Origin of the sequence: Breoghania corrubedonensis (genome assembly GCF_003053845.1) — a bacterium.
Classification (GTDB): domain Bacteria; phylum Pseudomonadota; class Alphaproteobacteria; order Rhizobiales; family Stappiaceae; genus Breoghania; species Breoghania corrubedonensis.
Genome location: NZ_QAYG01000002.1, coordinates 188,847 through 212,750 on the forward strand (window position 1 = coordinate 188,847; position 23,904 = coordinate 212,750).

At 63.3% G+C, this 23,904-nt stretch carries 23 protein-coding genes; 8 read left to right on the forward strand and 15 right to left on the reverse strand.

Features of this window, described 5'->3' with window-relative positions:
- The first annotated feature begins 9 nt into the window (after positions 1 to 9).
- The gene (locus tag C8N35_RS08920) at positions 10 to 1,428 is read left to right on the forward strand and encodes a GNAT family N-acetyltransferase (protein ID WP_107989337.1); all 1,419 of its coding nucleotides are present in this window, start codon (positions 10 to 12) and stop codon (positions 1,426 to 1,428) included.
- Positions 1,429 to 1,581: 153 nt separating this feature from the next.
- Positions 1,582 to 2,010: an HIT family protein gene (locus C8N35_RS08925; RefSeq protein ID WP_107989643.1), complete on the forward strand. Its 429-nt coding sequence runs from the start codon at positions 1,582 to 1,584 to the stop codon at positions 2,008 to 2,010.
- A 112-nt stretch (positions 2,011 to 2,122) separates the two neighbouring features.
- Here C8N35_RS08925 and C8N35_RS08930 read toward each other — a convergent pair whose 3' ends face one another.
- Together C8N35_RS08930 and C8N35_RS08935 are read right to left on the reverse strand one after the other, a co-directional pair.
- Positions 2,123 to 2,473, reverse strand: coding sequence for an AzlD domain-containing protein (locus tag C8N35_RS08930; protein ID WP_107989338.1), 351 nt, complete (start codon positions 2,471 to 2,473; stop codon positions 2,123 to 2,125).
- Complete coding sequence (locus C8N35_RS08935; RefSeq protein WP_210203462.1) at positions 2,470 to 3,222, reverse strand: AzlC family ABC transporter permease; 753 nt, start codon at positions 3,220 to 3,222, stop codon at positions 2,470 to 2,472. The genes C8N35_RS08930 and C8N35_RS08935 overlap by 4 nt, the downstream gene beginning before the upstream one ends.
- 209 nt (positions 3,223 to 3,431) lie before the next feature.
- On the opposite strand from C8N35_RS08935, the gene C8N35_RS08940 reads away from it, so the two are divergent.
- A complete protein-coding gene (locus tag C8N35_RS08940) occupies positions 3,432 to 3,935 on the forward strand; it encodes a P-loop nucleotide/nucleoside kinase family protein (RefSeq protein WP_107989340.1) in 504 nt (167 codons plus the stop codon).
- A gap of 87 nt (positions 3,936 to 4,022) precedes the next feature.
- Here C8N35_RS08940 and clpA read toward each other — a convergent pair whose 3' ends face one another.
- From clpA to C8N35_RS08955, 3 genes are all read right to left on the reverse strand, one after another.
- Positions 4,023 to 6,446 carry an ATP-dependent Clp protease ATP-binding subunit ClpA gene (gene clpA / locus C8N35_RS08945; protein WP_107989341.1) on the reverse strand — a complete coding sequence of 808 codons (2,424 nt, stop codon included), beginning with the start codon at positions 6,444 to 6,446 and terminating at the stop codon, positions 4,023 to 4,025.
- 10 nt (positions 6,447 to 6,456) lie between these two features.
- Positions 6,457 to 6,786 (reverse strand): ATP-dependent Clp protease adapter ClpS, encoded by a 330-nt coding sequence (clpS, locus tag C8N35_RS08950; protein WP_107989342.1) that lies wholly within the window; start codon positions 6,784 to 6,786, stop codon positions 6,457 to 6,459.
- An 870-nt stretch (positions 6,787 to 7,656) separates the two neighbouring features.
- On the reverse strand, positions 7,657 to 7,992 hold the full coding sequence (locus C8N35_RS08955) for a phasin family protein (RefSeq protein WP_107989343.1): 336 nt from the start codon (positions 7,990 to 7,992) through the stop codon (positions 7,657 to 7,659).
- Positions 7,993 to 8,402: 410 nt separating this feature from the next.
- Between C8N35_RS08955 and C8N35_RS08960 the strand changes: the two genes are divergently transcribed.
- Positions 8,403 to 9,866, forward strand: a complete 1,464-nt coding sequence (locus tag C8N35_RS08960) for a D-alanyl-D-alanine carboxypeptidase (RefSeq protein WP_107989344.1) — start codon at positions 8,403 to 8,405, stop codon at positions 9,864 to 9,866.
- An 81-nt stretch (positions 9,867 to 9,947) separates the two neighbouring features.
- Here the strand turns inward: C8N35_RS08960 and C8N35_RS08965 are convergent, their stop codons facing one another.
- On the reverse strand, positions 9,948 to 10,673 hold the full coding sequence (locus C8N35_RS08965) for a DnaJ domain-containing protein (RefSeq protein WP_107989644.1): 726 nt from the start codon (positions 10,671 to 10,673) through the stop codon (positions 9,948 to 9,950).
- Positions 10,674 to 10,679: 6 nt separating this feature from the next.
- Positions 10,680 to 11,426 (reverse strand): vWA domain-containing protein, encoded by a 747-nt coding sequence (locus tag C8N35_RS08970; RefSeq protein WP_107989345.1) that lies wholly within the window; start codon positions 11,424 to 11,426, stop codon positions 10,680 to 10,682.
- Between the two features lie 198 nt (positions 11,427 to 11,624).
- Here C8N35_RS08970 and panC point away from each other — a divergent pair, with 198 nt between their 5' ends.
- A complete protein-coding gene (gene panC, locus C8N35_RS08975) occupies positions 11,625 to 12,485 on the forward strand; it encodes a pantoate--beta-alanine ligase (RefSeq protein ID WP_107989346.1) in 861 nt (286 codons plus the stop codon).
- A 67-nt stretch (positions 12,486 to 12,552) separates the two neighbouring features.
- Here panC and C8N35_RS08980 read toward each other — a convergent pair whose 3' ends face one another.
- The 3 genes from C8N35_RS08980 to C8N35_RS08990 all read right to left on the reverse strand — a co-directional run bounded on the left by C8N35_RS08980 (position 12,553) and on the right by C8N35_RS08990 (position 16,142).
- Complete coding sequence (locus C8N35_RS08980) at positions 12,553 to 12,987, reverse strand: DUF1489 family protein (protein ID WP_107989347.1); 435 nt, start codon at positions 12,985 to 12,987, stop codon at positions 12,553 to 12,555.
- Between the two features lie 64 nt (positions 12,988 to 13,051).
- Positions 13,052 to 14,986 carry an acetyl/propionyl/methylcrotonyl-CoA carboxylase subunit alpha gene (locus C8N35_RS08985; RefSeq protein WP_107989348.1) on the reverse strand — a complete coding sequence of 645 codons (1,935 nt, stop codon included), beginning with the start codon at positions 14,984 to 14,986 and terminating at the stop codon, positions 13,052 to 13,054.
- A 289-nt stretch (positions 14,987 to 15,275) separates the two neighbouring features.
- A complete protein-coding gene (locus C8N35_RS08990) occupies positions 15,276 to 16,142 on the reverse strand; it encodes an MBL fold metallo-hydrolase (RefSeq protein WP_107989349.1) in 867 nt (288 codons plus the stop codon).
- 172 nt (positions 16,143 to 16,314) lie between these two features.
- Between C8N35_RS08990 and C8N35_RS08995 the strand changes: the two genes are divergently transcribed.
- The 3 genes from C8N35_RS08995 to C8N35_RS09005 all read left to right on the forward strand — a co-directional run bounded on the left by C8N35_RS08995 (position 16,315) and on the right by C8N35_RS09005 (position 18,077).
- Positions 16,315 to 16,632 (forward strand): ArsR/SmtB family transcription factor, encoded by a 318-nt coding sequence (locus C8N35_RS08995; RefSeq protein ID WP_107989350.1) that lies wholly within the window; start codon positions 16,315 to 16,317, stop codon positions 16,630 to 16,632.
- A 114-nt stretch (positions 16,633 to 16,746) separates the two neighbouring features.
- Positions 16,747 to 17,304 carry a rhodanese family protein gene (locus C8N35_RS09000; RefSeq protein ID WP_170122056.1) on the forward strand — a complete coding sequence of 186 codons (558 nt, stop codon included), beginning with the start codon at positions 16,747 to 16,749 and terminating at the stop codon, positions 17,302 to 17,304.
- Positions 17,301 to 18,077 (forward strand): sulfite exporter TauE/SafE family protein, encoded by a 777-nt coding sequence (locus tag C8N35_RS09005; protein WP_107989352.1) that lies wholly within the window; start codon positions 17,301 to 17,303, stop codon positions 18,075 to 18,077. The genes C8N35_RS09000 and C8N35_RS09005 overlap by 4 nt, the downstream gene beginning before the upstream one ends.
- Positions 18,078 to 18,105: 28 nt before the next feature.
- Here the strand turns inward: C8N35_RS09005 and C8N35_RS09010 are convergent, their stop codons facing one another.
- The 5 genes from C8N35_RS09010 to C8N35_RS09030 form a co-directional block, all read right to left on the reverse strand.
- Entirely contained in the window at positions 18,106 to 18,963 is an 858-nt protein-coding gene (locus tag C8N35_RS09010; protein ID WP_107989353.1) for a response regulator, read from the reverse strand.
- Positions 18,964 to 19,034: 71 nt separating this feature from the next.
- Positions 19,035 to 20,693 (reverse strand): sensor histidine kinase, encoded by a 1,659-nt coding sequence (locus C8N35_RS09015; protein WP_107989354.1) that lies wholly within the window; start codon positions 20,691 to 20,693, stop codon positions 19,035 to 19,037.
- A 161-nt stretch (positions 20,694 to 20,854) separates the two neighbouring features.
- Complete coding sequence (locus C8N35_RS09020; RefSeq protein WP_245926749.1) at positions 20,855 to 22,399, reverse strand: carboxyl transferase domain-containing protein; 1,545 nt, start codon at positions 22,397 to 22,399, stop codon at positions 20,855 to 20,857.
- 117 nt (positions 22,400 to 22,516) lie between these two features.
- Positions 22,517 to 23,164 (reverse strand): glutathione S-transferase family protein, encoded by a 648-nt coding sequence (locus tag C8N35_RS09025; RefSeq protein ID WP_107989356.1) that lies wholly within the window; start codon positions 23,162 to 23,164, stop codon positions 22,517 to 22,519.
- Between the two features lie 35 nt (positions 23,165 to 23,199).
- Entirely contained in the window at positions 23,200 to 23,595 is a 396-nt protein-coding gene (locus tag C8N35_RS09030) for a rhodanese-like domain-containing protein (RefSeq protein WP_170122070.1), read from the reverse strand.
- Positions 23,596 to 23,904: the final 309 nt, after the last annotated feature.

Below are 23,904 nucleotides of genomic sequence, written 5' to 3' on the forward strand. Positions count from 1 at the left end.
CGGCGAGCGATGACAGACAGTTCCGAGCACATCATCCGCGTCCATTCCACCCTGGCCGACATTCCGGCCGCCCAGTGGGACCGCGTGGCAAATCCCGGCTGGAAACTGGCCGAGGGCGGACGACTTGAATCATCACCTGAAGACATCACCAGCGCGACTTCGAACGGCGCCCCCAAGCCCCTGAAACGCGGGGCGGATCGCCCGCGATCTGAATCGCCACGCGAGCCGGATGAATCGATACGTGAAGTTCCCGATCCCGCATCCAAACCGCCTGAATCAGAAACTGAGGACCTTGAATCAACGTCTCAGGACGCGGAATCAGATCCTCAGGAAACCAGCTTCAACCCCTTCGTTTCACACGCATTTCTACATACGCTCGAAGAATCCGGCTGCGCGGTCGCCAACACCGGATGGCTTGGCCAGCACCTTGTGCTGGAAGACGGAGCCGGCACCCCGCTCGCCGCAGCCCCCTGCTATGTGAAGACCCATTCCCAGGGCGAATACGTCTTCGATTACGGCTGGGCAGATGCCTTCGAGCGCGCGGGCGGACGGTATTATCCCAAGCTCCAGGTGTCGGTTCCCTTCACCCCCGCAACCGGACGACGCCTGCTTGTCGGTCCCGATATCGATCGCGACACCGGTCGCGCCGTTCTCGCCTCCGGCCTTCACCAGTTGTGCGACCAGCTCGGGACCTCCTCCGTCCACCTCACCTTTCTGCCGAAGGCGGAAGCCGCATTTCTGGAACGCGGCGACTTCCTCATCCGCACCGACCGTCAGTTCCACTGGCCGAACCATGGCTACGGCACCTTCGAGGATTTCCTCTCCTCGCTCGCCTCACGCAAACGCAAGGCCCTTCGCCGCGAACGCCGCGAGGCGCTAGCCGATGGCATCACCGTGGAATGGCTGACGGGCGACGACATCACGGAAGATCACTGGGACGCGTTCTACGCGTTCTACATAGACACCGGTTCGCGCAAGTGGGGCCGGCCCTATCTCAACCGCACCTTCTTTTCACTGCTCGGCGAGCGGCTCGGCGAGCGCGTGCTGCTGATCATGGCGAAGCGGAACGGGCGCTACATCGCCGGCGCGCTCAACATGATCGGCTCGCACACGCTTTTCGGTCGCTACTGGGGCTGCGTGGAGGATCACCCCTTCCTTCATTTCGAGCTCTGCTACCATCAGGCGATCGATTACGCGATCGCGCACAAGCTCTTGCGGGTGGAGGCAGGCGCACAGGGATCCCACAAGCTGGCACGCGGATACCTGCCGGAGACGACATGGTCGGCCCACTGGATCGCCCACCCGGGCCTGCGACATGCGGTTGAGGATTATCTGGAGGAAGAGCGCCTGGCCGTGGCCGAGGAGCAGGAGATCCTGAGCCACCACGCTCCCTACAAACGGGACGAATCCTCCGGACAAGAGCCCTGAAACGACTCGCGTTTTTGACGAAGTTGAATCAGTCTCGCAGCTTTTGGCAGCCCTTGCGGCAACCTCTGTCACGTTTTGCCGGATGCGATTCTGGGCTATAGGAAAAACGATTTCAGCAATGCGAGCCAGCAACAAGAGATGGGAACCAGGTCCATGACCACGCCCGAGTATGACGACCAGAATGTCTTTGCCAAGATCCTGCGCGGCGAGTTGCCCTGCCACAAGGTCTATGAAGACGACAACACCCTGGCCTTCATGGATGTCATGCCGCGTGGCGACGGGCACGTTCTGGTGGTCCCTAAGGCAGCCTCGCGCAACATATTCGACATCGCGCCCGATGACCTCTTCTCGCTGATGGCGACGGTACAGAAGGTGGCCCGCGCCACCGTGGCCGCTTTCGAGGCCGATGGCTGCACCATCCAGCAGTTCTCCGAAGAGGCCGGCGGTCAGGCCGTGTTCCATACCCACGCCCACGTCATCCCGCGTTTCACCGGCGTGAGCCTGCGCCCGCATACCGGCGAAATGGGCGATCAGGACGTACTCGCCTCCCAGGCCGACCAGATCCGCAAGGCGTTTGGATGAGACCCGCTTGAACAGGGCCATATGAGCGCGAGCGCCGTTCGGCGCTCACCGCCGCCATGCCCGATCAAGGACATGCACGTTCAAGGACATCCCCAGTCAAAGGCATGCCCGGTCAAAGCCCGAGGGCCAGCCAGCCTGCGATCAGCAGAACCTCGGCCGTCAGCACACCGACAATGAGCCGCTGCCCCATCACGAGGAAAGCGACGAACCCTAAAAACGCCGCAGCCAGCCTCAGCCAGAGGGGCGCCCCTTCCAGCGCGCCGGAAGGAAACAGGATCAGCCGGGCGATGACACCGGCGACCAGTGCGGTCGCCACCGCCTTGACCCAGCCGAGAAACTCGCTGTCCTCGCGCAAGCGGCCGGCGACCAGCACGCCGATCCAGCGCCACACGTCGGTGGCGAGCCATCCCGCAACGACGATCATCACGTAGGGCCACCACCAGGCATCGACGGCGCCGCTCATGGGCGCACTGCCCGGACGATCCGGGTACCGAGATAGGCGAGCGTGCCGCCGAGAAGTCCTGTCCACAGGAGATCAAGCCCCGGCAGATAGACATAGAAGATCGGCCCGAGCACCAGCCCCGCGATCATCGCCGCCTTTTCCGAAGAAATCTTCGACGCGCCCCACAGCGAGCACAGGAAATAGACCGGCGTCAGCAAGAACAGCGCCGCCGTAACCGGGGTCGGCATTTCTCCAACCAGCTGATAGGCGATGCCGGTCACGCAGAACACGAACGCCGAGATCGTCGCGCCAAAACCTATGAAGAACGGCAGCCTGCCCTCCCGCGGGATATGCGGCAGGTGGATCATGGCGTAGACCCAGGCTGTCACTGCCACGAAATGCGAGGCGAGAAACAGCTTCCAGCGCGGTGTGAGGCCATTTTCCTCGCGCAGGATCGGCAGCAGCGCCACGGTCATCGGCATCAGCCTGACGGAGGCCAGCGCCACGGCGATCGCGGCCGGCACAATCCCCATGCCGGAGGTAATCGCCCCCGTCATCACAACGATGGACGGCAGCGCCCAGACGAGACCGGTGAGCATCAGCGTTTCGCCAAGCGTCAACCCGCTCTCACGCGCAAGTCCCGCATAACCGATAAAGGCGGCGGTCAGGATGACAGCGGGAAGCGATACGATGGCGCGCGCCCCGCGGAAGAACCAGACATGGGAGGGAAGTCGCTGATCCGGCGGAGAGCTGACATCGAAATCGGACAAGAGGCGAATCCGTTTGAATTTTTTAAATGCGTGACAAGCAACCTAACAAGCGAACGCCGTTAGGTCAGCCCTCATGACGCATGGAAAATCCAAAAACCCATGCGCTGGGCGCATGGCATGAACTCGTTGCCTTCACCGCACAAGAGCTGGAATGCTACTAGAGTGTGGCCCTGCCCTTGCGGTTCGTGCAACACGCGAAGGAGATTTCGATGGCGACGCTGGTTTCGTTCGCAGGTCTGCCCGGCACGGGAAAATCAACGATCGCGGCCGCGCTGTCCAGGCGCACCGGTGCGATCTTCCTGCGGATCGACGAGATCGAAGCCGCGATACGCACCCACGGCACCGCGCGCGACATAGGACCCGAGGGCTATCACATCGCCGCGGGCCTCGCCGCGTCCAACCTGCTGCTCGGCCATGACGCGATCACCGATTGCGTGAACCCCTGGCCGCTCACCCGCGCAATCTTCTCCGATGCAGCACGGCGCGGCGAGGCAGACATGATCGGCGTGGAGGTCACATGCAGCGACGCGGAAGAGCATCGCCGCAGGATCGAGACGCGGCCACTCGACGTCCCCGGCGGCAAGCCCCCCGACTGGAAAGGGGTCCAGGAGAGGGATTACACGCCCTGGCTCGATGCGGACCTGCACATCGACACAGCCATGACCTCGGTCGAGGAAGCCGTATTGATGATCGCCGAGCGACTGGCGGCCTGATACGGAACCTGCGGCCAGCCATTCGAGAATAAAAAAGGGCCAGCCCCATCGGGCCGACCCTTTCTCGTATCCAGTTTTTGTTGCCCGCTAATCCGCCAGCGGCACCTTTGGCACCAGCGAGCGCTTGGCATCCGCGCCGCCGCTTCCGCCCTTGGGGCCCGACGACTTGGACTTCGCCGGCGTCTTGCGCTTCTTCGCAACCGCCGGTTTCTTCGGCGCGACAGGCACATCCTCGATGGCTTCCAGCTTCAGCCCCGGCTTGCCGCCATCCGGCGTCTCGACCGACACCTTCACCGTACCGCCCTTCTGAAGCTTGCCGAACAGCACCTCGTCAGCCAGCGGCTGCTTGATGTTGTCTTGGATGACGCGCGACAGCGGGCGGGCGCCCATCTGCTGGTCATAGCCCTTGTCGGCCAGCCACTTGACCGCCTCGTCGGTCAGCTCGAACGTCACGCCGCGATCGGCCAGCTGCGCCTCCAGTTGCATGACGAACTTGTTGACGATCTGGTAGACGACCGCCATCGGCAGATTGCCGAACGCGATGATCGCGTCGAGACGGTTGCGGAACTCCGGCGAGAACAGCCGGTTGATCGCTTCCTTGTCATCGCCTTCGCGCTTGGTGCGTCCGAAGCCGATCGCTTCCTTCGCCATGTCGGCCGCGCCGGCATTGGTGGTCATGATCAGGATCACGTTCCTGAAATCCACCGACTTGCCGTTGTGGTCGGTCAGCTTGCCGTGATCCATGACCTGCAGCAGGATATTGAACAGGTCCGGATGCGCCTTCTCGATCTCATCGAGAAGCAGCACGCAGTGCGGATGCTGATCGACGCCATCGGTGAGCAACCCGCCCTGATCAAAACCGACATAGCCCGGAGGCGCACCGATCAGACGCGAGACGGTGTGACGCTCCATGTATTCCGACATGTCGAAGCGGATCAGCTCCACACCCAGCGAGGAGGCGAGCTGACGGGCGACTTCGGTCTTGCCGACGCCGGTCGGTCCGGAAAAGAGATACGACCCGATCGGCTTTTCCGGTTCGCGCAAGCCCGCCCGCGCCAGCTTGATCGCCGACGACAGCGCATCGATCGCCGCATCCTGACCATAGACCACACGCTTGAGCGAGGCGGAAAGACCCGACAGCATCTCCGCGTCATCGCGCGAAACGGATTTCGGCGGGATGCGGGCCATGGTCGCGATGGTCGACTCGATCTCCTTCACGCCGATGGTCTTGCGGCGCCGGCTTTCCGGCAGCAGCATCTGCGAGGCGCCGGTTTCGTCGATCACGTCGATCGCCTTGTCCGGCAGCTTGCGGTCGGAAATGTAGCGTGCCGACAGCTCCACCGCCGTCTTGATCGCGTCGTTGGTGTAGCGGACCTTGTGATAGGTCTCGAAGTAAGGCTTCAGACCCTTGAGGATCGCGATCGTATCGGGCACCGACGGCTCGTTCACGTCGATCTTCTGGAAGCGGCGGACAAGCGCCCGGTCCTTTTCGAAGAACTGCCGGTACTCCTTGTAGGTGGTGGAGCCGACGCAACGGATCGTGCCCGATGCAAGGGCAGGCTTGAGCAGATTGGAGGCATCCATCGCCCCGCCCGACGTCGCGCCCGCGCCGATCACCGTGTGGATCTCGTCGATGAACATGATCGCGCCGGGATAGTCCTCGATCTCCTTGACGACCTGCTTCAGCCGCTCCTCGAAATCGCCGCGATAGCGCGTGCCGGCGAGCAGCGCGCCCATGTCGAGCGAGAAGATGGTCGAATCGCGAAGAACCTCCGGCACATCGCCATTGACGATGCGCCGGGCCAGGCCTTCCGCGATCGCGGTCTTGCCCACGCCGGGGTCGCCGACGAAGAGCGGATTGTTCTTCTGGCGCCGGCAAAGAACCTGAATGGTGCGCTGGATTTCCTTGTCCCGCCCGATCAGCGGGTCGATCTTGCCGTTGCGTGCCTTCTCGTTGAGGTTGACGCAATAGGCTTCCAGGGCATCGGTCTTTTTCTTCGACGTCTCCTGATCCTCCACCGTCGCCGCGTCCTCCTCCACACCGCGCACCGGACGGTGCTCGGAAGAACCGGAACGCTTGGCGATGCCATGCGAAATGTAGTTGACCGCGTCGTAGCGGGTCATGTCCTGCTCTTGCAGGAAATAGGCCGCGTGGCTCTCGCGCTCGGCGAAAATCGCCACGAGCACGTTGGCGCCGGTCACCTCCTCGCGGCCGGACGACTGCACGTGGATCACGGCGCGCTGGATGACGCGCTGGAATCCGGCCGTGGGCTTGGAATCGTCGTCCGTGTCATGGACGAGGTTTTCCAGTTCGGTGTCGATATATTCGATGAGGTTGCGGCGCAGGAGGTCGAGATCGACGTTGCACGCCCGCATGACGGCGGCCGCGTCCTGATCGTCGATCAGAGACAGCAGAAGGTGTTCCAGCGTCGCGTATTCCTGGTTGCGGTCGTTTGCATAGGCGAGAGCCTGATGCAGTGCCTTTTCCAGGCTGCGGGAGAATGACGGCACGTGGGTCCCCTTATTTCTTCTCCATGACGCATTGCAGCGGATGCTGATGTTTGCGCGCGAAATCCATGACTTGCGTCACCTTGGTCTCTGCGACCTCGTAGGTGAACACGCCGCACTCCCCGACCCCGTGATGGTGAACGTGAAGCATGATGCGGGTGGCGTCCTCCTGATTCTTCTGAAAGAACCGTTCCAGTACATGCACGACGAATTCCATCGGCGTGTAATCGTCGTTCAGAATCAGCACGCGATACATGTTTGGCCGTTTGGTCTTCGGCCGTGTCTTGGTGACGACGACGGTTCCCGTGTCCCCGTCATTATCCCGCCGATTGTCTTTACTCATCCCCGTCCGGTCTGCCTCGCCGCCGACCCCGTGGCCGACCAGCCCTGCCGTTTGCCTTGGCCTTCCAGAGATGGAACGACCCGGCCGGCATCATTGTTCCCAACCAGCGCCACCCAGGGCGCTCCGCTTTCATCAACCGGCGACAGCGCGGTGGCAGCAGCCGCCATTCCTGTCACCATACATTTCGTTCACCAGTTTCGTTCGACAAGCCCCCTAAATCGCGTTTGCCCGATCCAGGTCCCTTGCGGTTACGTTGCCGGCGAGACCGTCGCCTTTTCAGGGCCGTCACTGCAGGAGAGGAACGTCCTCCCCAGAAACGCAACCCGCCCCCGAAACAATCCGGCTCGAAAAGGCCAGCAAAACCGCCCCTCGCTCCGAATGTGCGAAGCCGACGCACGGCTCGTTCACATATTTGGCACATCGTCCCGGCGCCCCTTCCGGCAACCCAGAGACCGCGAAACCGGCACCCAGGCCATCGCAACCCGGCACCTTTGGCGAGAGCAACTGTCCGCCGCTCCGACACTTCATGTAGGTCACATTGTGTGAATTGTAAGCCGCTTGCCGGTCGGCGCAATGGGGCTTGTCCGCATTCGCTGCGTCAATTTTATCAAAATCGCACGAGGAACAGCCCCCGACACCGCGAAAAATCGCGAGGGGGCATGAGGAACCCACCGTTTCCGCCAAGTCCGGCATGCACGGGATGGAGAGTGCGCGAGGGCCGGCTCGAAATGGGGCCGGACACAGGCACATCCCCGCAACGCAAAGAGGCCCGGCATGCCGGGCCTCCGATCACATCCAACTGTTCACCTTCACGAGAAAGGTCCGCAACGTGAGCTTTCGTCACGAAGATGAAGCCAAACCTTAAGGCGCCTACTTGGACGCCGCCTTGGAGGCCAGCCCCTCATAGGGCTTGTAGATTTCCTTGCCGAGGTCGAGATACATCTCGGAAAGCTTGTTGAACTCGGTGACCATATTCTCGTAGGCGCTCTTCATATAGTCCGCCTGAACTTCGAACGCCTTGTCCGGAGCCTTCGCCGCAATCATCTTTTCAAAGGCAGCGGTCGACTCTTCAACAGACTTCTTCGAGAAATCGGCATACTCGGTCGCGATCGCCTGGAGCCCCTTGGACACGGCGCCAAAGCTCTTGGTCGCCAGATCCACACTCTCCTTGCTCGCCTTCTGAAATTCATCAATGCCGTTAATCATCTCACCAAACCTCATCTTCGACTTGCACCAGTGACGAAGTCCCCGGGGAACCTTCCGGGTACCAACAACAATAGCGCGCATTATATGCACTGCACAAAATATGTCAACATACGAATATTGCACTGCAATATTTAAGACTCCGTCCCGAAGCGAGACGCATCCGCACAATTTGTCTCGCGGGCTTTACCGATTCGTAACCGCGTTTCTTCATGCTACGGACACATCGTAAAGGCGGCCAGGGAGCCGTCGGGTCCGGTCCTTGCACAGGCGGGGAGGGCCGAAAAGCAAGGCGGGCGCTGGATTCAGCGTACCACGGACAGACAGGAGCCGTGGCATCGTGCGCCCGAAAGCGTCAATATGTTCAGGCCGGGATCCGAGCAAGTCCGGCCGGTAATGAGGTTGTCTCGATCATGCATTCGCGTAACCGTCGGTCCGCTACGCTGTCGACGCTGATCAGGTCATGGGCGATCCTATGCATCGCCGTCGCCGCCACGCTCGCTGCGGCACCGCCTGCTTCGGCAAACAGCAAATACTCCGGCATCGTGGTCGACGCGAAGACAGGCAAGGTTCTCTATTCGAACCACGCCAATTCGCGGCGCTATCCCGCGTCGCTGACCAAGATCATGACGCTCTACATCCTGTTCGAGGAACTCGAGGCCGGCCGGATGTCACTAAACACGCCGCTCAAGGCGTCCCGGCACTCTTCGGGCATGCCGCCGTCCAAGGTGGGGCTGCGGCCGGGCGAAACGATCAAGGTGCGCGACGCCATCGGCGCGCTGGTGACCAAATCGGCCAATGATGTCGCCGCCACGGTGGGCGAGAACATCGCAGGGTCCGAGCCCGCCTTCGCGCGCCGCATGACCCGCACCGCACACCAGCTCGGCATGCGCAGCACCCAGTTCCGCAACGCGTCGGGTCTGCCGAATAGCAATCAGTACACGACGGCGGCCGACATGGCCCGCCTCGCCCGTGCCATTCAGGAGCGCTTCCCGACCTACTACAAGTACTTCTCGACGCGCGTCTTCACCTACAAGGGGCGCCGCTATGGCAACCACAATCATCTTCTCGGCCGCGTGAAGGGTGTCGACGGCATCAAGACCGGCTATATCCGCGCCTCCGGCTTCAACCTTGTCACCTCCGTGCGCGACAAGGGCCGCCATATCGTCGCCGTCGTCTTCGGTGGCCGCACCGGCCGTTCGCGCGATGCCCAGATGCGCCAGCTCATCGCGCAGTACCTGCCCAAGGCCAGCACCGGATCGAAGCGCGACTCGATCGTCATAGCGCGCAAGGCGCCGTTGCCCTCCGCCAAGCCCGGCGATCCGGACCCCGCTCCCATCGTTGTCGCGGAGATTCCGTTGCCCCCCGTCCTGGCTGGCGACACGGCTGATGACGAGACGACAGACGCCACAGACGATCTTGTGCCGCCGGCTCTCGCGGAAGGCGATGCGGACGCGGAATCGACCATCGAGACGGCCAGCATCCTGCCTGCGCCCAAGGCGATTGATGTCGCCATCGCCCGCGCCCACGCAATTGCGCACAAGGCCGAGATAACCGGCAAGCCCGGCCCCAAGGCCAAGACGATCACGGTTGCCACCGCCCCGGCCGACGCCGCAGCGGTTCCCGAGCGTCCCGCCGGCTGGCATGTGCAGATCGCGGCCGCTCCCACGGAAGCCGGCGCCCTCGCCATGCTGAAGAAGGCGCAGGAGAAGGCTGCTGGCACCCTCAAGGGTCGCAAGCCCTTTACCGAAGCCATCCAGAGCGGTGGCCAGACACTCTATCGCGCGCGCTTTGCCGGCTTCCCCAATCAGGATGCCGCGGTCGCGGCGTGCAAGTCCCTCAAGCGCGCAAAGGTCGGCTGCTACGCCACCCAGTGAAGTTCGAATTGTCGCCTGCGGCCGGCGGAGCGTTATGTCCTCCGGCCGTTTCTTGGAAAGCCCCGGCTTTCCCGCCTCCAGCTAGTTTCGCGTACGGGAGGATCCATGATTTCTGAGAAGCCTGTCCTTGGCCTCGTTGATTTTGGCCGCAAGGAACGTAGAGCCCCCCTGATCGGGGTGCATTCGAAGCATGAGTCGCCGGTGGGCCGCTCGGATTTCCGCCTCCCCGGCGCCGGGCGGAAGCCCAAGCACCTGATAGGCCTCCTGCTCGCTCATGGGGCCCGTGCCCGGCGTTCCGTCATGCCGCGCTGCTCCATCCGCCTCGAAGTCTACACGCCATCCGGGATGCCGGCGGTCGAGATAAGCTTCGAGTAGGGCGCGGCTCTCGCCGTCTCCCGCGCTCTCCTGCCACAAAGCCAGTGTCTCGTCGCGCGTCAGCGCGTCGAGATCCCGCCCGTCGAAGGCCCCCGCGATCACCCGGCCGCTCAAATCACCCGAATCGTGATCGAGTTCCATTTCCAGCATGGCCGAACGCACCGTCGAGCGCTTGCCCGGCGATGGCCGCGAGCGTGTCCGGCCAAAACCGGCAACACTGCGCCAACCAAGCACCGACAATGCGAGCGCCCCGATGGGCAGGGCAAACGCCAGCCGTCCGCTGAACGCGAATATGGCCGCCACCGTCAATAACAGCACGCCGCCCGCCATGCGCACCCAGAAGGCGAGCCGGGCCGGATCTGCGGCGGCGAAGGAATTGGCAAACAGCAGGCCCAGCAGCAAGAGCACGGCGCCAATCAGAAAAAAGGCCATTCCCATTTAGCTCCGCATCTGGCCGATGAGTGCGCGCGCGCCCGTGTCACCGCGTTTGCCGAGATCCTCCAGCGCCGCCCTTCCGCCGGCCGCATAGGTCGCGACGGCGCTCAAAAGCTCGCGCAGCTCCTTTGCCGAAGCCGTGGAAAACCGACAGAAGGCGCCGCCCGTCAGCCGCGCGATCTCGCGAAAGGTCGCTTCCGCCGCTGGTTCGGCACCTTCCTGAAACAGGAAGGCCGGCACGCCCAGCAGCCCGAGTTCTCCGGCGAGCGCGCACAGGTCGTCGGCCTTTTCCTCCATGCAATCGCCCACATAGACAAGCGCTTGAACCTTGCGCGTCCGCGTCTCGTTGATCGCATGACGCAGCACCTTACGGATCTGCGTATGTCCGCCACGGCAGTCGATCCGGCTCATCAGCGCGCCGAGCTTGCCGGCGTCGCCCGCCCACTTGCTCGCCCTGCATTCGCCCAGGCCCCGGAAATAGACGAGTTGCACATCGAGCCCGCCAATGGCGGCGGTGACCTCGAACATGTCGCCCTGAATGGCACACGCACGATCCCACGTCGGCTGCCGGCTCATCGTGGCATCGAGAGCGAAGATCAGCCGTCCTCTTCCCGCTGCAGAAGCCGGCTGTTCCAACGCCAGCGCCCGCGTCTGCTCAAGGAAAGCGTCGATCTCGCCACGGCTGGAGCGCTGCCGAACCTCCGGCGTCGTACCGGCCTCGCGCCGTGTCGGCGTTTTCTCCTCGGCCATGCTGTGGATCCTCCTCGCTCATCGTGCCTTGGCCCCAATTTGGAGTGCCGTACCGCTCCCCGCAAGAAATCAGGCTCTTTTGCACTGCCGCGATGCGCAATTGTCGTTCCGCTGCTCAACGATAGTGCATTCCCACCTGCGCTCTGCTAGACCCCTGCGCACCAATACCGATCCCCATGAACGATCCGGAGAGAGCCCGTGACGGCCCCGGCAACACCCCGCCTCATTCGCACCACCAAAGACCTTCAGGCTTGGTCCGACAGCTGCCGCATGGACGGCCGAAGCATCGCCATGGTTCCCACCATGGGCGCCCTCCATGCCGGACACCTGTCCCTCGTCGAAGCCGCCGCCGCGAAGGCCGACGCCGTCGTCGTGTCGATCTTCGTCAATCCGACTCAGTTCGGCCCCGGCGAGGATTTCGACGCCTATCCGCGAACAGAAGCCTCCGACGTGGAAAAGCTGACGGGACGCGGCGTGGAGGTCGTCTTCGCTCCCAATGCGGCGGAGATGTATCCGGAAGGGTTTGCGACCACCATAACCGTGGACGGCCCGGCGAGCGGACTGGAGACCGATTTCCGCCCGCATTTCTTCGCCGGCGTCGCCACCGTGGTGACGAAGCTGCTGCTCGCGGCACGGCCGCACCATGCCTTCTTCGGCGAAAAGGACTACCAGCAGCTTCTCGTGGTCAAGCGGCTCAGCCGCGATCTCAACATCGGCACGGAGATCGTCGGCCGCCCGACCGTACGCGAGGCCGATGATCTCGCCCTGTCCTCCCGCAACGCCTATCTGGATGCTCCCGCCCGGCACAGCGCGAGCCGGCTTCCGGCAGTCTTGCGACATGTGGTGGTGGCACTTGAAGCCGGAGCCCCGGCGGAGACCGCGCTCGCCGACGGCCGTGCGGCGCTCCAGCATGAGGGCTTCGAGGTGGACTATCTCTCTCTGTGCGACGCGGACACTCTGGCCACCCCGCAGCCCGGCAAGCCTCGCCGCCTTCTGGTCGCGGCCCGGATCGGCACGACGCGTCTGATCGACAACATGGCGGTCGCGCCGGGTATCTGAGGAAACGGGCGGCCTGGCAATGCGCGCAGTGCCGGTGCCCCACCCCCGCGATATCTGAATTCCCGTCCTACAGCAGTCCCAGCTCGGCCAGTTGGCGGCGCATCTCCGCAGGCATGTCGGGCGCGTCGGAAACGGTGTGCGCGTCTCGCGGCGCATCCTCCGGCTTGAGATAGCGCCAGCCCTGGAACGGGCGGCGCGGCTGCGTCTCGGTTCGCACGAGAAGCGGCTCCATGACGAGTTCGCACCGCTTCACGCCAGACGCATCGGTGAAGGGGCGAATGTCAGTCAATGGCGAGCGCACCTGAACCTGGCCCTTGATCACCCAGTAGAGCGAACCGCCATCCAGGATCTCCTCGCGCCGCGACGGCACCATGCGGGTGACATGGATGCGCTCCCATTCACGGCCCGCTTCACGCGCCTCATCACGCGAAAAGTCGATCCAGGCCTGAAGGTCTTCCACGGAATCGACGCCGACACAGAGTTTGACGAGATGGAGGGTCATGGGGCTGATTTAGCAGCTGTCGGCTCCCAGTCAAAGCCGGCCGGGCGTTATTCACAGCACCGCCTCAGCCAGCCTCCTCCATCACCAGTTCCTCCAGCAGGACAATCGCCGCCCCCTGCTCGACCTGATCGCCCTCACTCGCCTGGACGCGCTCCACCCGCCCGTCGCGCGGCGACGTGACCGCATGTTCCATCTTCATCGCCTCGACGATGAAGAGCCGGTCGCCACGCGCGACCTCGGCACCTTCCTCGACGAAGACCGCGATGACCTTGCCATGCATCGGCGCTGTGACGGCGGCGTGCCCGCTGTCGTCCTCCGCCTCGCGCAGCAGGCTGTCGGCAAGCGCCACCTTGACCGCGCGCCCGGCCTCCAGCGCGACAACCCCGCCGGCAACACGCACGACGTCCGCATCTGCCATGCCCGAGCGCTCCAGCGCTCCGCCATGCCAGCGCAGCCGCATCTCGCGTTCCTCGCCATTGACCTCCACACGAACGCCAACCTCCCTGTCCCCGGAGAGCTGGAAGGCATCGCACACAGACCAGGGATCGCGCCATTCACCCGGCTGCGCCGTCTTCTCCTGCGACCCGACCAGCAGCGAAAGCGCCGCCTCGATCGCCGCCTGCGAGACTTCTGCGCCTGTGAGCGTGGCGATTTCCCGGTCGATCAGCCCCGTATCGAAACCGCCCGCGCGCACAGCCGGGTGATCGACGAGCGCGCGCAGGAAGGCCAGATTGCATTGTGGGCCGGCAACGGCCGTGCGTGCGAGCGCTCCGGACAGCCGGTCGAGAGCCTCCGCCCGGGTGCTTCCATGAGCGATCACCTTGGCGATCATCGGGTCGTAGAACGGCGAGACCTCCGCCCCCTGCTCCACTCCCGTATCGACGCGGATGCCTTCGCCCTCGGGAAGCCTCAACAGATCGAGCCGCCCGGTCGAGGGCAGGAACCCGTTGTCGGGATCCTCCGCATAAAGGCGCACTTCCACCGCATGTCCGTGAAGCACGAGGTGCTTCTGTTCCATCGGCAAGGGCTCGCCGGACGCGACCTTGAACTGCCATTCGACGAGATCGGTACCGGTGACGAGTTCGGTTACCGGATGCTCCACCTGGAGCCGCGTGTTCATTTCCATGAACCAGAAGCCGTCGGGTCTCAGCCCCTTTGACCCGTCCGCGATGAACTCCACCGTGCCCGCGCCCACATAGCCGACGGCAAGCGCGGCGGCGACCGCGGCGTCGCCCATCGCCTTGCGCACCTCCTCGCTCATACCGGGCGCGGGCGCCTCCTCGATCACCTTCTGATGGCGGCGCTGGGCCGAACAGTCACGCTCGAAAAGGTGCACCGCGTTGCCGTGACCGTCGGCGAAGACCTGGATCTCGACATGGCGGGGATTGGTCACGAATTTCTCGATCAGCACGCGCGGATCGCCGAAGGCGTTCTGCGCCTCGCGCTTGGCCGAGGTCAGCGCGTCATCGAATTCGATGACCTTGTCAACGCGGCGCATGCCCTTGCCGCCGCCACCCGCGACAGCCTTGATCAGCACCGGATAGCCGATCTCATAGGCTTTCTGGCGCAGGAACTGCGGATCCTGAAGGTCGCCATGATAGCCCGGCACCACCGGCACGCCGGCCTTCTCCATCAGCGCCTTGGCCCCGTCCTTCAGCCCCATGGCGCGGATGGCGGAGGCCGGAGGCCCGACGAAGACGATGCCCGCGCGCTCGCAGGCTTCCGCAAATCCCGCGTTCTCGGAAAGGAACCCGTAGCCCGGATGGATCGCCTCCGCCCCGCTCTGGCGCGCGGCCGCAAGGATCTTTTCGATATCGAGATAGGATTCGGACGCCGGGGCGGGACCGATCGCGACAGCCTCGTCGGCAAGCCGTACATGCAGCGCGTCACGATCGGCCTGCGAATAGACCGCGATCGTGCGCAGCCCCAGCCGGCGCGCAGTCTTGATGATCCGGCAGGCGATCTCGCCCCGGTTGGCGATCAAAAGCGATGTGAGCATAGGTCCCCTGAACGTTCCCTTAGGCCCGGTATGCGGGCTCGATCTGGCGTCAGAGGAAAGCCCAGCGGGAGCGGAACCGCAAGACCCGCAAGTGACGTTTGGTCAGGATAAGCGTTTTTCGGGTGGGGCCGACCCGTTATGTTGCTGAACTATCCACCGTCATTGCCCGGCGAAGTCCGGGCAATCCACCGCCAGTCGCAACATGCCCGGAAAGCGCTGGATCTCCCGGACAAAGCCGGGGGATGACGATGGAGGGATCGCGATGCTCTTGCCTCTTTCCCCGCCAGCTTCACCCCGCCAGCGTTACGGGCACCTTGAGGTAGGTCACGCCGTTTGCCTCCGCCGGCGGCAGCTTGCCTGCACGCATGTTCACCTGGATGGAGGGCATCAACAGGTTCGGCGCGGCAAGTGTCGCGTCGCGCGCCTCGCGCATGGCGACGTAGTCGTCCTCGCTCTTTCCCCCGCCCACGTGAATGTTGCGCGCCTTCTCCTCGCCCACCGTCGTCTCCCACGCGTATTCGTCGCGCCCGGGCGCCTTGTAGTCGTGGCACATGAACAGCCGCGTTGCCTCCGGCAGGCTCAACAGCCGGTGGATGGAGCGGTAGAGCTGGCGCGCGTCGCCGCCGGGGAAATCCGCCCGCGCGGTACCGAAATCCGGCATGAACAGCGTGTCGCCGACAAACACCGCATCACCGATCCTGTAGGAAATGCAGGCCGGCGTGTGGCCCGGCGTGGCGATCACCTCGCCCTTGAGCGCGCCGATCTCGAAGATCTCGCCGTCGGTGAACAGATGATCGAATTCCGATCCGTCGCCGGAAACGTCCTCGGCGTTGAAGACGGGTCGGAAGATCTTCTGCACCTCGCGGATGCGCTCGCCGATGGCGACGGGGGCGCCGGTCTTGAGCTTGATGTAGGGCGCGCCGGACAGATGATCGGCGTGGGCGTGGGTCTCCAGCACCCAGACGATCTCCAGTCCCCTGTCTTGCGCAGTCTTGAGGATCGCGTCGAGCGACTTCGTCGAGGCCTTGCCTGACTTGTGATCGTAGTCGAGAACAGGATCGATCACGGCCGCCTTGCGGTTTTCGGGATCGGCGACGAGATAGCTGACCGTATTCGTCGGCTCATCGAAAAATGCCTGAATATCTGGGGCGTTCATCGTTCTCTCCTCGGTCTTTGATGGCCGTATTCGTGTCAGGGAGCCGCGTCCGGATAGGTTCGGCCCACCCCCATGCGAGGAACGTTTGTCACGGAGCATCGTTCGCTCGTTCTTGACAAATATATTCACACATTCTAATGTTAGCAACATCTAATATATCACTTCGTCGAGGATGGAAGCGATGCGCCCCTTGAGCGATCCGGATGACCTTTCCGCGCGTGCCGGCGATGCGGCCCGTCTGCTGAAACTGCTCGCCAGCGAGAGCCGGCTGCAGATCCTGTGCGAACTGGCTCAAAGCGAGGCTTCCGTCACCGCCCTCTCCAAGGCGGTTGGCTTGGGTCAGTCGGCGCTTTCCCAGCATCTGGCGAAGATGCGGGCGGAAGGACTCGTCACGTTCCGGCGCGATGGCCAGACGCTCTACTACCGTATCGAGAACCCGGCCGCCGAGCGCATCCTGCTGCTGCTCAAGGATGTCTTCTGCGAGGCCTGACGCGAAGCCGCGCCATCCGTTCCGCCGGCGCCCGATCACCCCACGAAAACCCGACACGTTCCGCGCTCCGTCCCCTCCCGAAACCGGACCGCGATGACAATAAGGACCCCGATCATGAGCCTGAAATCGATCGATGCCCGCAAGGCGCAAACAATGGTGGAAGCCGGCGCGCTGCTGATCGACGTGCGCGAACCGTGCGAGTTCGACCGCGAACGCATTCCCGGTTCGATGCTCCATCCGATGTCGAAGATGCGCGAGGCGAAACCGGTTACGAGCAACTCGGGCAAGGTCATCTTTCTGTGCGCCACGGGAGCGCGGACGAACGCGAACAGCCCCGTACTCGCCGGTTGCACCGACTGCGAGGCCTATGTGCTGGAAGGTGGTCTCGGCGCATGGAAGCGCGCCGGCCTGCCGGTGGAGCGCCAGGAGCGCCAACCCGTCTCCATCCTGCGCCAGGCGCTGATGGTGGCCGGCGTTCTCGCCATCGCCGGCTTCGTGCTCGGCACCTATGTGGCGCCTGCCTGGCACCTGCTGTCGCTGCTCGTCGGCGCGGGGCTGCTCTTCTCCGGCACGACAAACTTCTGCCCGATGGCCTTCTTCGTCTCGCTGCTTCCGTGGAACCGCAACAAGCCGCGCCTGCCCGGCGCCACCGGCATCGGCCAGTTCGGATGATCACAGCGCTTGCCAGCGGCGCCCTCGTCGGGCTGTCGCTCGGGCTGATCGGCGGCGGCGGCTCGGTGCTGGCCGTGCCGCTGCTGGTCTATGTCGTCGGAGTCCCCTCCCCCCACATCGCCATCGGCACCAGCGCGCTCGCCGTTGCAGTGAACGCGGCCGCAGGCCTTGCCGGACATGCCCGCGCGGGCACGGTCAAATGGCCCTGCGCGCTGGTATTTGCGGCAAGCGGTCTCGTCGGGGCCGCCGTCGGCTCTACCGTGGGCAAGGCGGTCAATGGCGATGGGCTGCTCGCGCTGTTCGGCGTGATCATGATCGTCGTCGGCATCTCGATGCTGCGCCGCCCCGCCAGCCATGACGACCCGGATGTCCATCTTGATCGCACCTCCGCCCGGCGCCTGCTGCCGCGCCTCATTATCACCGCCTTCGGTGTGGGGCTTCTGTCGGGCTTTTTCGGCATCGGCGGCGGGTTTCTGATCGTGCCGGGACTGATCGCGGCGACTGCCATGCCGATCTTGAACGCGGTCGGCTCCTCGCTCGTCGCCGTCACCACCTTCGGGCTGACCACCGCATCGAACTACGCGCTATCGGGGTTGGTGGACTGGGCTCTCGCGCTGCAGTTCATCGCGGGCGGCATTGCCGGAGGGCTCATCGGCACCTGGGCGGCCGGCCGCATGGGGAAGGGCAAACGCACCTTGACCCGCGTTTTCTCCGCGGTTGTGATCTGCGTCGGCGTCTATGTGGTCGCCCGTGGCGCGACAGCTTTTATCTGAAGACCGTCACGTCAGCGCCGCGCACCGCTCAGGCAAGTGACGTCATGACCTTCTTCCCGTTGCCGGGGCGCTGGGAAAGCTTGTCCATGATCACCTTGAAGATCTCCACGGGACGGAACGGGAATTCGATGCACCCGTCGACACCAAGTTCCGCCAACGCCTCCTTGGTGTTCGCGTTCATGTTCGGCGGAACCAGCACCACCATTTTGGCCGCCTTGTTCTTGTGAGCCGAATTCTCCAGATATTGCAGGAGGTAATGCACTTTCTTGGAATAGACAAGGAAGGTCACGTCGTAGCTGTGTTCGGCGAACGTGTTGGCGTGCAACGTATCCTCGGAGATCAGTGTCACCGTGCACCCCACCTCGCTCAGCGCGGAACTGATCGGCGCGATCGCCTTGGTGTTCGAGGCCACGATGGACACTCTGATCGGCGGCTTTTCCTTCTGTGTCGCCTTGTAGGCCTTGTAGAGCTTGGCCAGTTGCTGGCGCGAATGCTCCGCCATCCGGCGAACGCCAGCGATCCGCGACTCGATCGTCGCGATCAGCATGTCGTAATCCACCGGCTTGGTCAGGTAGTCGTCGGAGCCGAGCTTCTTGCCTTCGATCACGTCCTCGCGCGCGGACCGCGCCGTCAGAAAAATGAACGGCACCTGATCGAGCGCCGGCATGGTGGAGCGGATCTTTTTCAGCAATGCCGGGCCATCCATCTCCGGCATCATGATATCGCACAGGATGATATCGGGCTTCATTGTCTGGAGAATGTCCAGCGCCTCACGACCATTGCGGGCCGCCACCGCGCCATAGCCGGAATCCTGCAACTCCCCGATCAGGTCGCCAAGCAGCAGCCCCTCGTCTTCAACGCACAGGATGTTGATCTCACCAGTCATAGCAATCAGCCTCGCTCGAAATAGCCGTTCCGCCCTTCCTCAAGGGCTCTCTGCTCAAGGGCCCGCGCCTCTCAACCGGCAAGCCCGAGGGGCGGCGCAGGCGGCGCCTCCTCGCGCTCTGCTTCCACTGCCGGTCGATCATCCGCTTGTTCCGTCCCGCCCTGCCCTGCCCCGGCCGGTGCGGAAGGAACCTCGCTCTGGTGCAAAGGCAGGCGCAGCGTTACCGTGCTCCCCTTGCCCACCTCACTTGTGACCGACATCCGCCCCTTGTGGCGCACGACGATCATTTCAGTGAGGTTGAGGCCGATTCCCGTGCCGGGAATGCCGCTCGATGTCGAGGCCCGGTAGAACCGGCCGAATACCTTCTTGATCTCGTTTTTCGGTATCCCGACGCCAAAATCCGTCACGTCGATGCATACGCTGTTGTTCTCGCGATGCAGATCAACCAGCACCTTGTCCTTGCCCGGCGAGTACTTGATCGCGTTGCCGATGACATTCATCAGGCATTGTTCGATCATCCGCCTGTCGAAATTCACAAGCAGGTCGCCCACGGATTCGCTCAGAACGACCTGATGGGTCTTGTTCCCCTGCTGCTGCTGCTCGCACACAGTCCTGACGACTGGCAGAAGCGCATTCGGCTGAGGCACGATTTCCAGCGCCCCGTCCTGCGAAACGGCGAAGTCGATGAAGCGTTCGATCAGATAATTGATCCGTCGAACCGCCTCGCGCATGTTGTCCAGCCGCTCGCGCACGGCATCTGGATCCAGTTGTTCGAAGCGACGATGGAGGCGCTGGGCGGCACCATCGATGATCGCCAGCGGCGTGCGGAATTCGTGTGACGCCATGGAAACGAACTGCCGCTGCATCTCGTTCAGCCGTTTCTCCTTGCGCAGATGCTTCACGAGCTGATCCGCATGGGCCCGCAGCTTCTTGTGCTGTTCCTTCAGGTCGGAGATATCGGAGAAGACGACGACGTACCCGCCGGTTGCGATGCTGGAGACCTGGATGCGGAACCATCGGCCGAACATGCGCCGGTCGCTCTGCCCGGAAACCTCGGAGAGGAATTCCCGCAAGTCCTGCGCCTCGCTCCACTCGAAAGGAAACGCCTCCTTCAGGTGCGAACGTTGATCGAGGTGCACGTCGATCAACGGGAAAAGGGACTTCATGTTGGAATTGGCGAGCGTCAGTCGTCCTTCGCTGTCGATCATCACCAGCGCATCGGGAATGGCATCGACGGCGGAGGAAAGAAGGTCGCGGCTTTCCTCAAGTTCACGCGATCGACTGCGAAGGGTCTCCACCAGCCGGCTCTGGTTTTCCTCCAGCCGCGTTTCGACCGCCCGGTAATCCGTTATATCGGAATAGACAGTCACCTGTCCGCCATCGGGAAGCGGCGTCACCTGAACCTTCAGCATCCGGCCGTCGGGAAGCGCACGGTCGAAGGCCGCGATCTCGTCCCTCCTGGCGGCGCCGGTTATGCTCGAAACGAATCCCTCGACATCGCCGGGCCCGTAGTCTCCCCGCTGCGCGAAATAACGAATGAGATCGGCCAGGTTCGGATCGGACTCGAACAACGCCTCGGGCAGGTCAAGCAGATCCTTCGCGCGCCGACTGAACACCAGCAAATTCAGGTCGCCATCCATCAGCGCGATGCCCTGATGGATGGAACTCAGGAGCGCAGGGACCAGTGCAGTATCCTTGACATTCTCTTTGATGAAATGTCCAGAGTGCATCGCTTTTCCGATCCGAGATGAATCTTGTCTTTCTGACCGGATAACGGATGGATGTTAAATTGGAGATAAATAAAATCTCTCAATTTGTAATTCTCTGATAACTCCCAAACTTTGCTATTTATTACTATGTAATTATACCAGACAGTTAAAGGAAAGAGGAACTACATACGGAATACTCCGAATGGAGTCTCTTCAATTGGGGCGTTGAGCGTCGCGGAAAAGGCAAGGCCGAGCACCCGGCGCGTCTCCGAAGGGGCGATGATGCCGTCGTCCCACAGGCGGGCCGTGGCGTGGTAGGGATGGCCCTCCGCCTCGTAGAGCTCCCGGATCGGCGTCTTGAAGGCATTCTCGTCCTCGGCACTCCAGACGCCCCCTTCCGCCTCGATATTGTCGCGCTTGACGGTGGCGAGCACCGAAGCGGCCTGCTCCCCTCCCATCACGGAAATCCGCGCATTCGGCCACATGAACAGGAAGCGCGGGGAGTAGGCGCGTCCGCACATCCCATAATTTCCCGCGCCGTAGGAGCCGCCGACGATGACGGTAATTTTCGGCACCTTCGCGCAAGCGACGGCAGTGACAAGCTTGGCGCCGTCCTTGGCGATCCCTCCCGCCTCGTATTCGCGCCCCACCATGAACCCGGTGATGTTTTGCAAAAAGAGAAGCGGAATGCGCCGTTGGCAGCACAACTCCACGAAATGCGCGCCCTTAAGGGCCGATTCAGAGAAAAGGATGCCGTTATTGGCAACGATTCCGACCGGCATTCCGAAAATTCTCGCAAACCCGGTCACCAGCGTCGTGCCATAAAGCTTCTTGAACTCGTGGAACTCCGATCCGTCGACCAGCCGCGCGATCACCTCACGAATGTCGTACTGTTTGCGCAGATCCGCCGGCACCACGCCGTCAAGCTCGGCGGTGTCGTAGAGCGGATCGCACGGCACGGCGAGGTCGATCTCCGCCTGCTTCACGGTGTTCAGGTTGGCAACCGCGCGGCGCGCCATGGCGAGCGCCTGATCGTCATCCACCGCGTAATGATCCGCGACGCCGGAAACGCGCGCATGCACATCCGCCCCGCCGAGATCCTCCGCCGAGACCTCTTCTCCCGTCGCCGCCTTCACCAGCGGCGGGCCGGCAAGAAAAATCGTACCCTGCCGGCGCACGATGATGGTTTCGTCCGACATGGCCGGCACATAGGCGCCCCCCGCGGTACACGAGCCCATAACCACCGCGATCTGCGGAATGCCCATCGCCGACATGGTGGCCTGATTGTAGAAGATGCGGCCGAAATGTTCCTTGTCGGGAAAGACATCGGTCTGGTTCGGCAGATTGGCCCCGCCGGAATCGACCAGATAGATGCACGGCAGGCGGTTTTCGCGTGCGATTTCCTGGGCCCGCAGGTGCTTCTTCACCGTCATCGGATAGTAGGTGCCGCCCTTGATGGTGGCATCGTTGCACACGATCATGCACTCGCGACCCGAAACCCGACCAACGCCCGTGATCAGCCCGGCCCCGTGGATCGCGGCGTCATACATGTCGTTGGCGGCCAGCGGCGACAGCTCCAGAAACGGCGCACCGGGATCGATGAGCCGCGTGACGCGCTCGCGCGGCAACAGCTTTCCCCGCCCCACGTGACGCTCGCGCGCCCGCTCAGGACCGCCGAGCGCCGCCGTCTCGCGTCGCGCGCGCAGATCCTCGATGAGCGCTCCCATCTCCGCCGCCTGGTTGCGATAGAGATCGGAAGACGGAGAAATTCCGGATTTCAGCAGCGCCACGACAATACTCCCCCACATGTCTGACAATAAATGAAAGGATGGATAAAATGGCGGTCAGTCGACCTCGTCGGCCGGCACGATCCATGTCTCCGCCAGTCCGGCCGCGCACCACTCGGCCATGGCCGGATGGGCCATCACCGCCTCCATGTAGGCGCGCGCCGCCGCATCCACGGCCACCTCATAGGTGACAAAGCGGCTGACTACGGGCGCATAGAACGCATCGGCGGCGGAAAAGGCTCCATAGAGAAAATCTCCACCCTGGCCGAAACGCGCCCGCGTCTCGTTCCAGATCGCCATGACCCGCGCCACGTCGGCCTCCACCGCCGCATCCTCGGGCCGAGCGGCGGGCGTGCGCCGGATATTCATCGGGTAATGACCGCGAAGCGCAGCGAAGCCGGAATGCATCTCCGCCACGATCGCGCGGGCGTGGGCGCGCGCAGCCTGTTCCTGCGGCCACAACCCGGCCTGCGGAAAAAGCTCCGCAAGATATTCGATGATCGCCAGACTGTCCCAGACGGTGACATCTCCATCAATCAGCACCGGCACGCGGCCGGCGGCCGAATGGGAAAGGATGGCCGCATGCGTCTCAGGCGTGTCGAGCGGGATCACCACTTCCTCGAAATCGGCCCCTGTCTGCTTCAACGCGAGCCAGCCGCGCAGCGACCAGGTCGAATAGTTCCTGTTGCCGATAACAATCTTCAAACTCGACACTCCTTCATGATCACCCGGCAAGAGACTTAGACCTTCTCTTGTGGCAGCTCAACGGAGCCCCCCGCATCCCGCCAGGCGCCGAAGCCGCCCTCGATATGCGCGACGTTTTCGAGGCCCATGTCCTTCGCGGTCTTGGTTGCCAGCGCCGAACGCCAGCCCGCGGCACAAAAGAAGACGAAACGCTTGGGTTCGGCGAAAATGGTCCGGTGATAGGGGCTGTCGGGATCGATCCAGAATTCCAGCATCCCGCGCGGCGCATGCACCGCACCGGGCACGCGCCCCTGCCGATCGAGTTCGCGGACATCGCGCAGATCGACAAAGACCGTTTCCGCGTCGCCGTGAAGCGCGATCGCTTCCTCCACAGGCAACGTGACGATCTCCGCCTCCGCCTCGTCCACGAGCTGACGGTATCCCTTTTTCATCGCCATCGGCGTCCTCCCCTTGGTGCCGTTTTGTGCGCGCGGAGTTTCGTGCGCCTCGTCCGGATTCACAAGGGGGTTTTGTCTTAAGAGGTTCGCTCCGTGGGCGGCACGCCCTGCACCGGCGAGCGAATGCGCGGCCTTCCCGGCCGATGAGAACCCGCCCGTCAAACGCAAAAGGGGCGCGGTCCGGCCCGCGCCCCTTTCGAATTTCACCATGCCGGCGGCCGGCTTATTTCACGGCAAGTGTCGTCACCGCCGGGTCGAATCCACCAAACAGGTAGACGAGCAACATAGCGCCTCCAAGGGTCA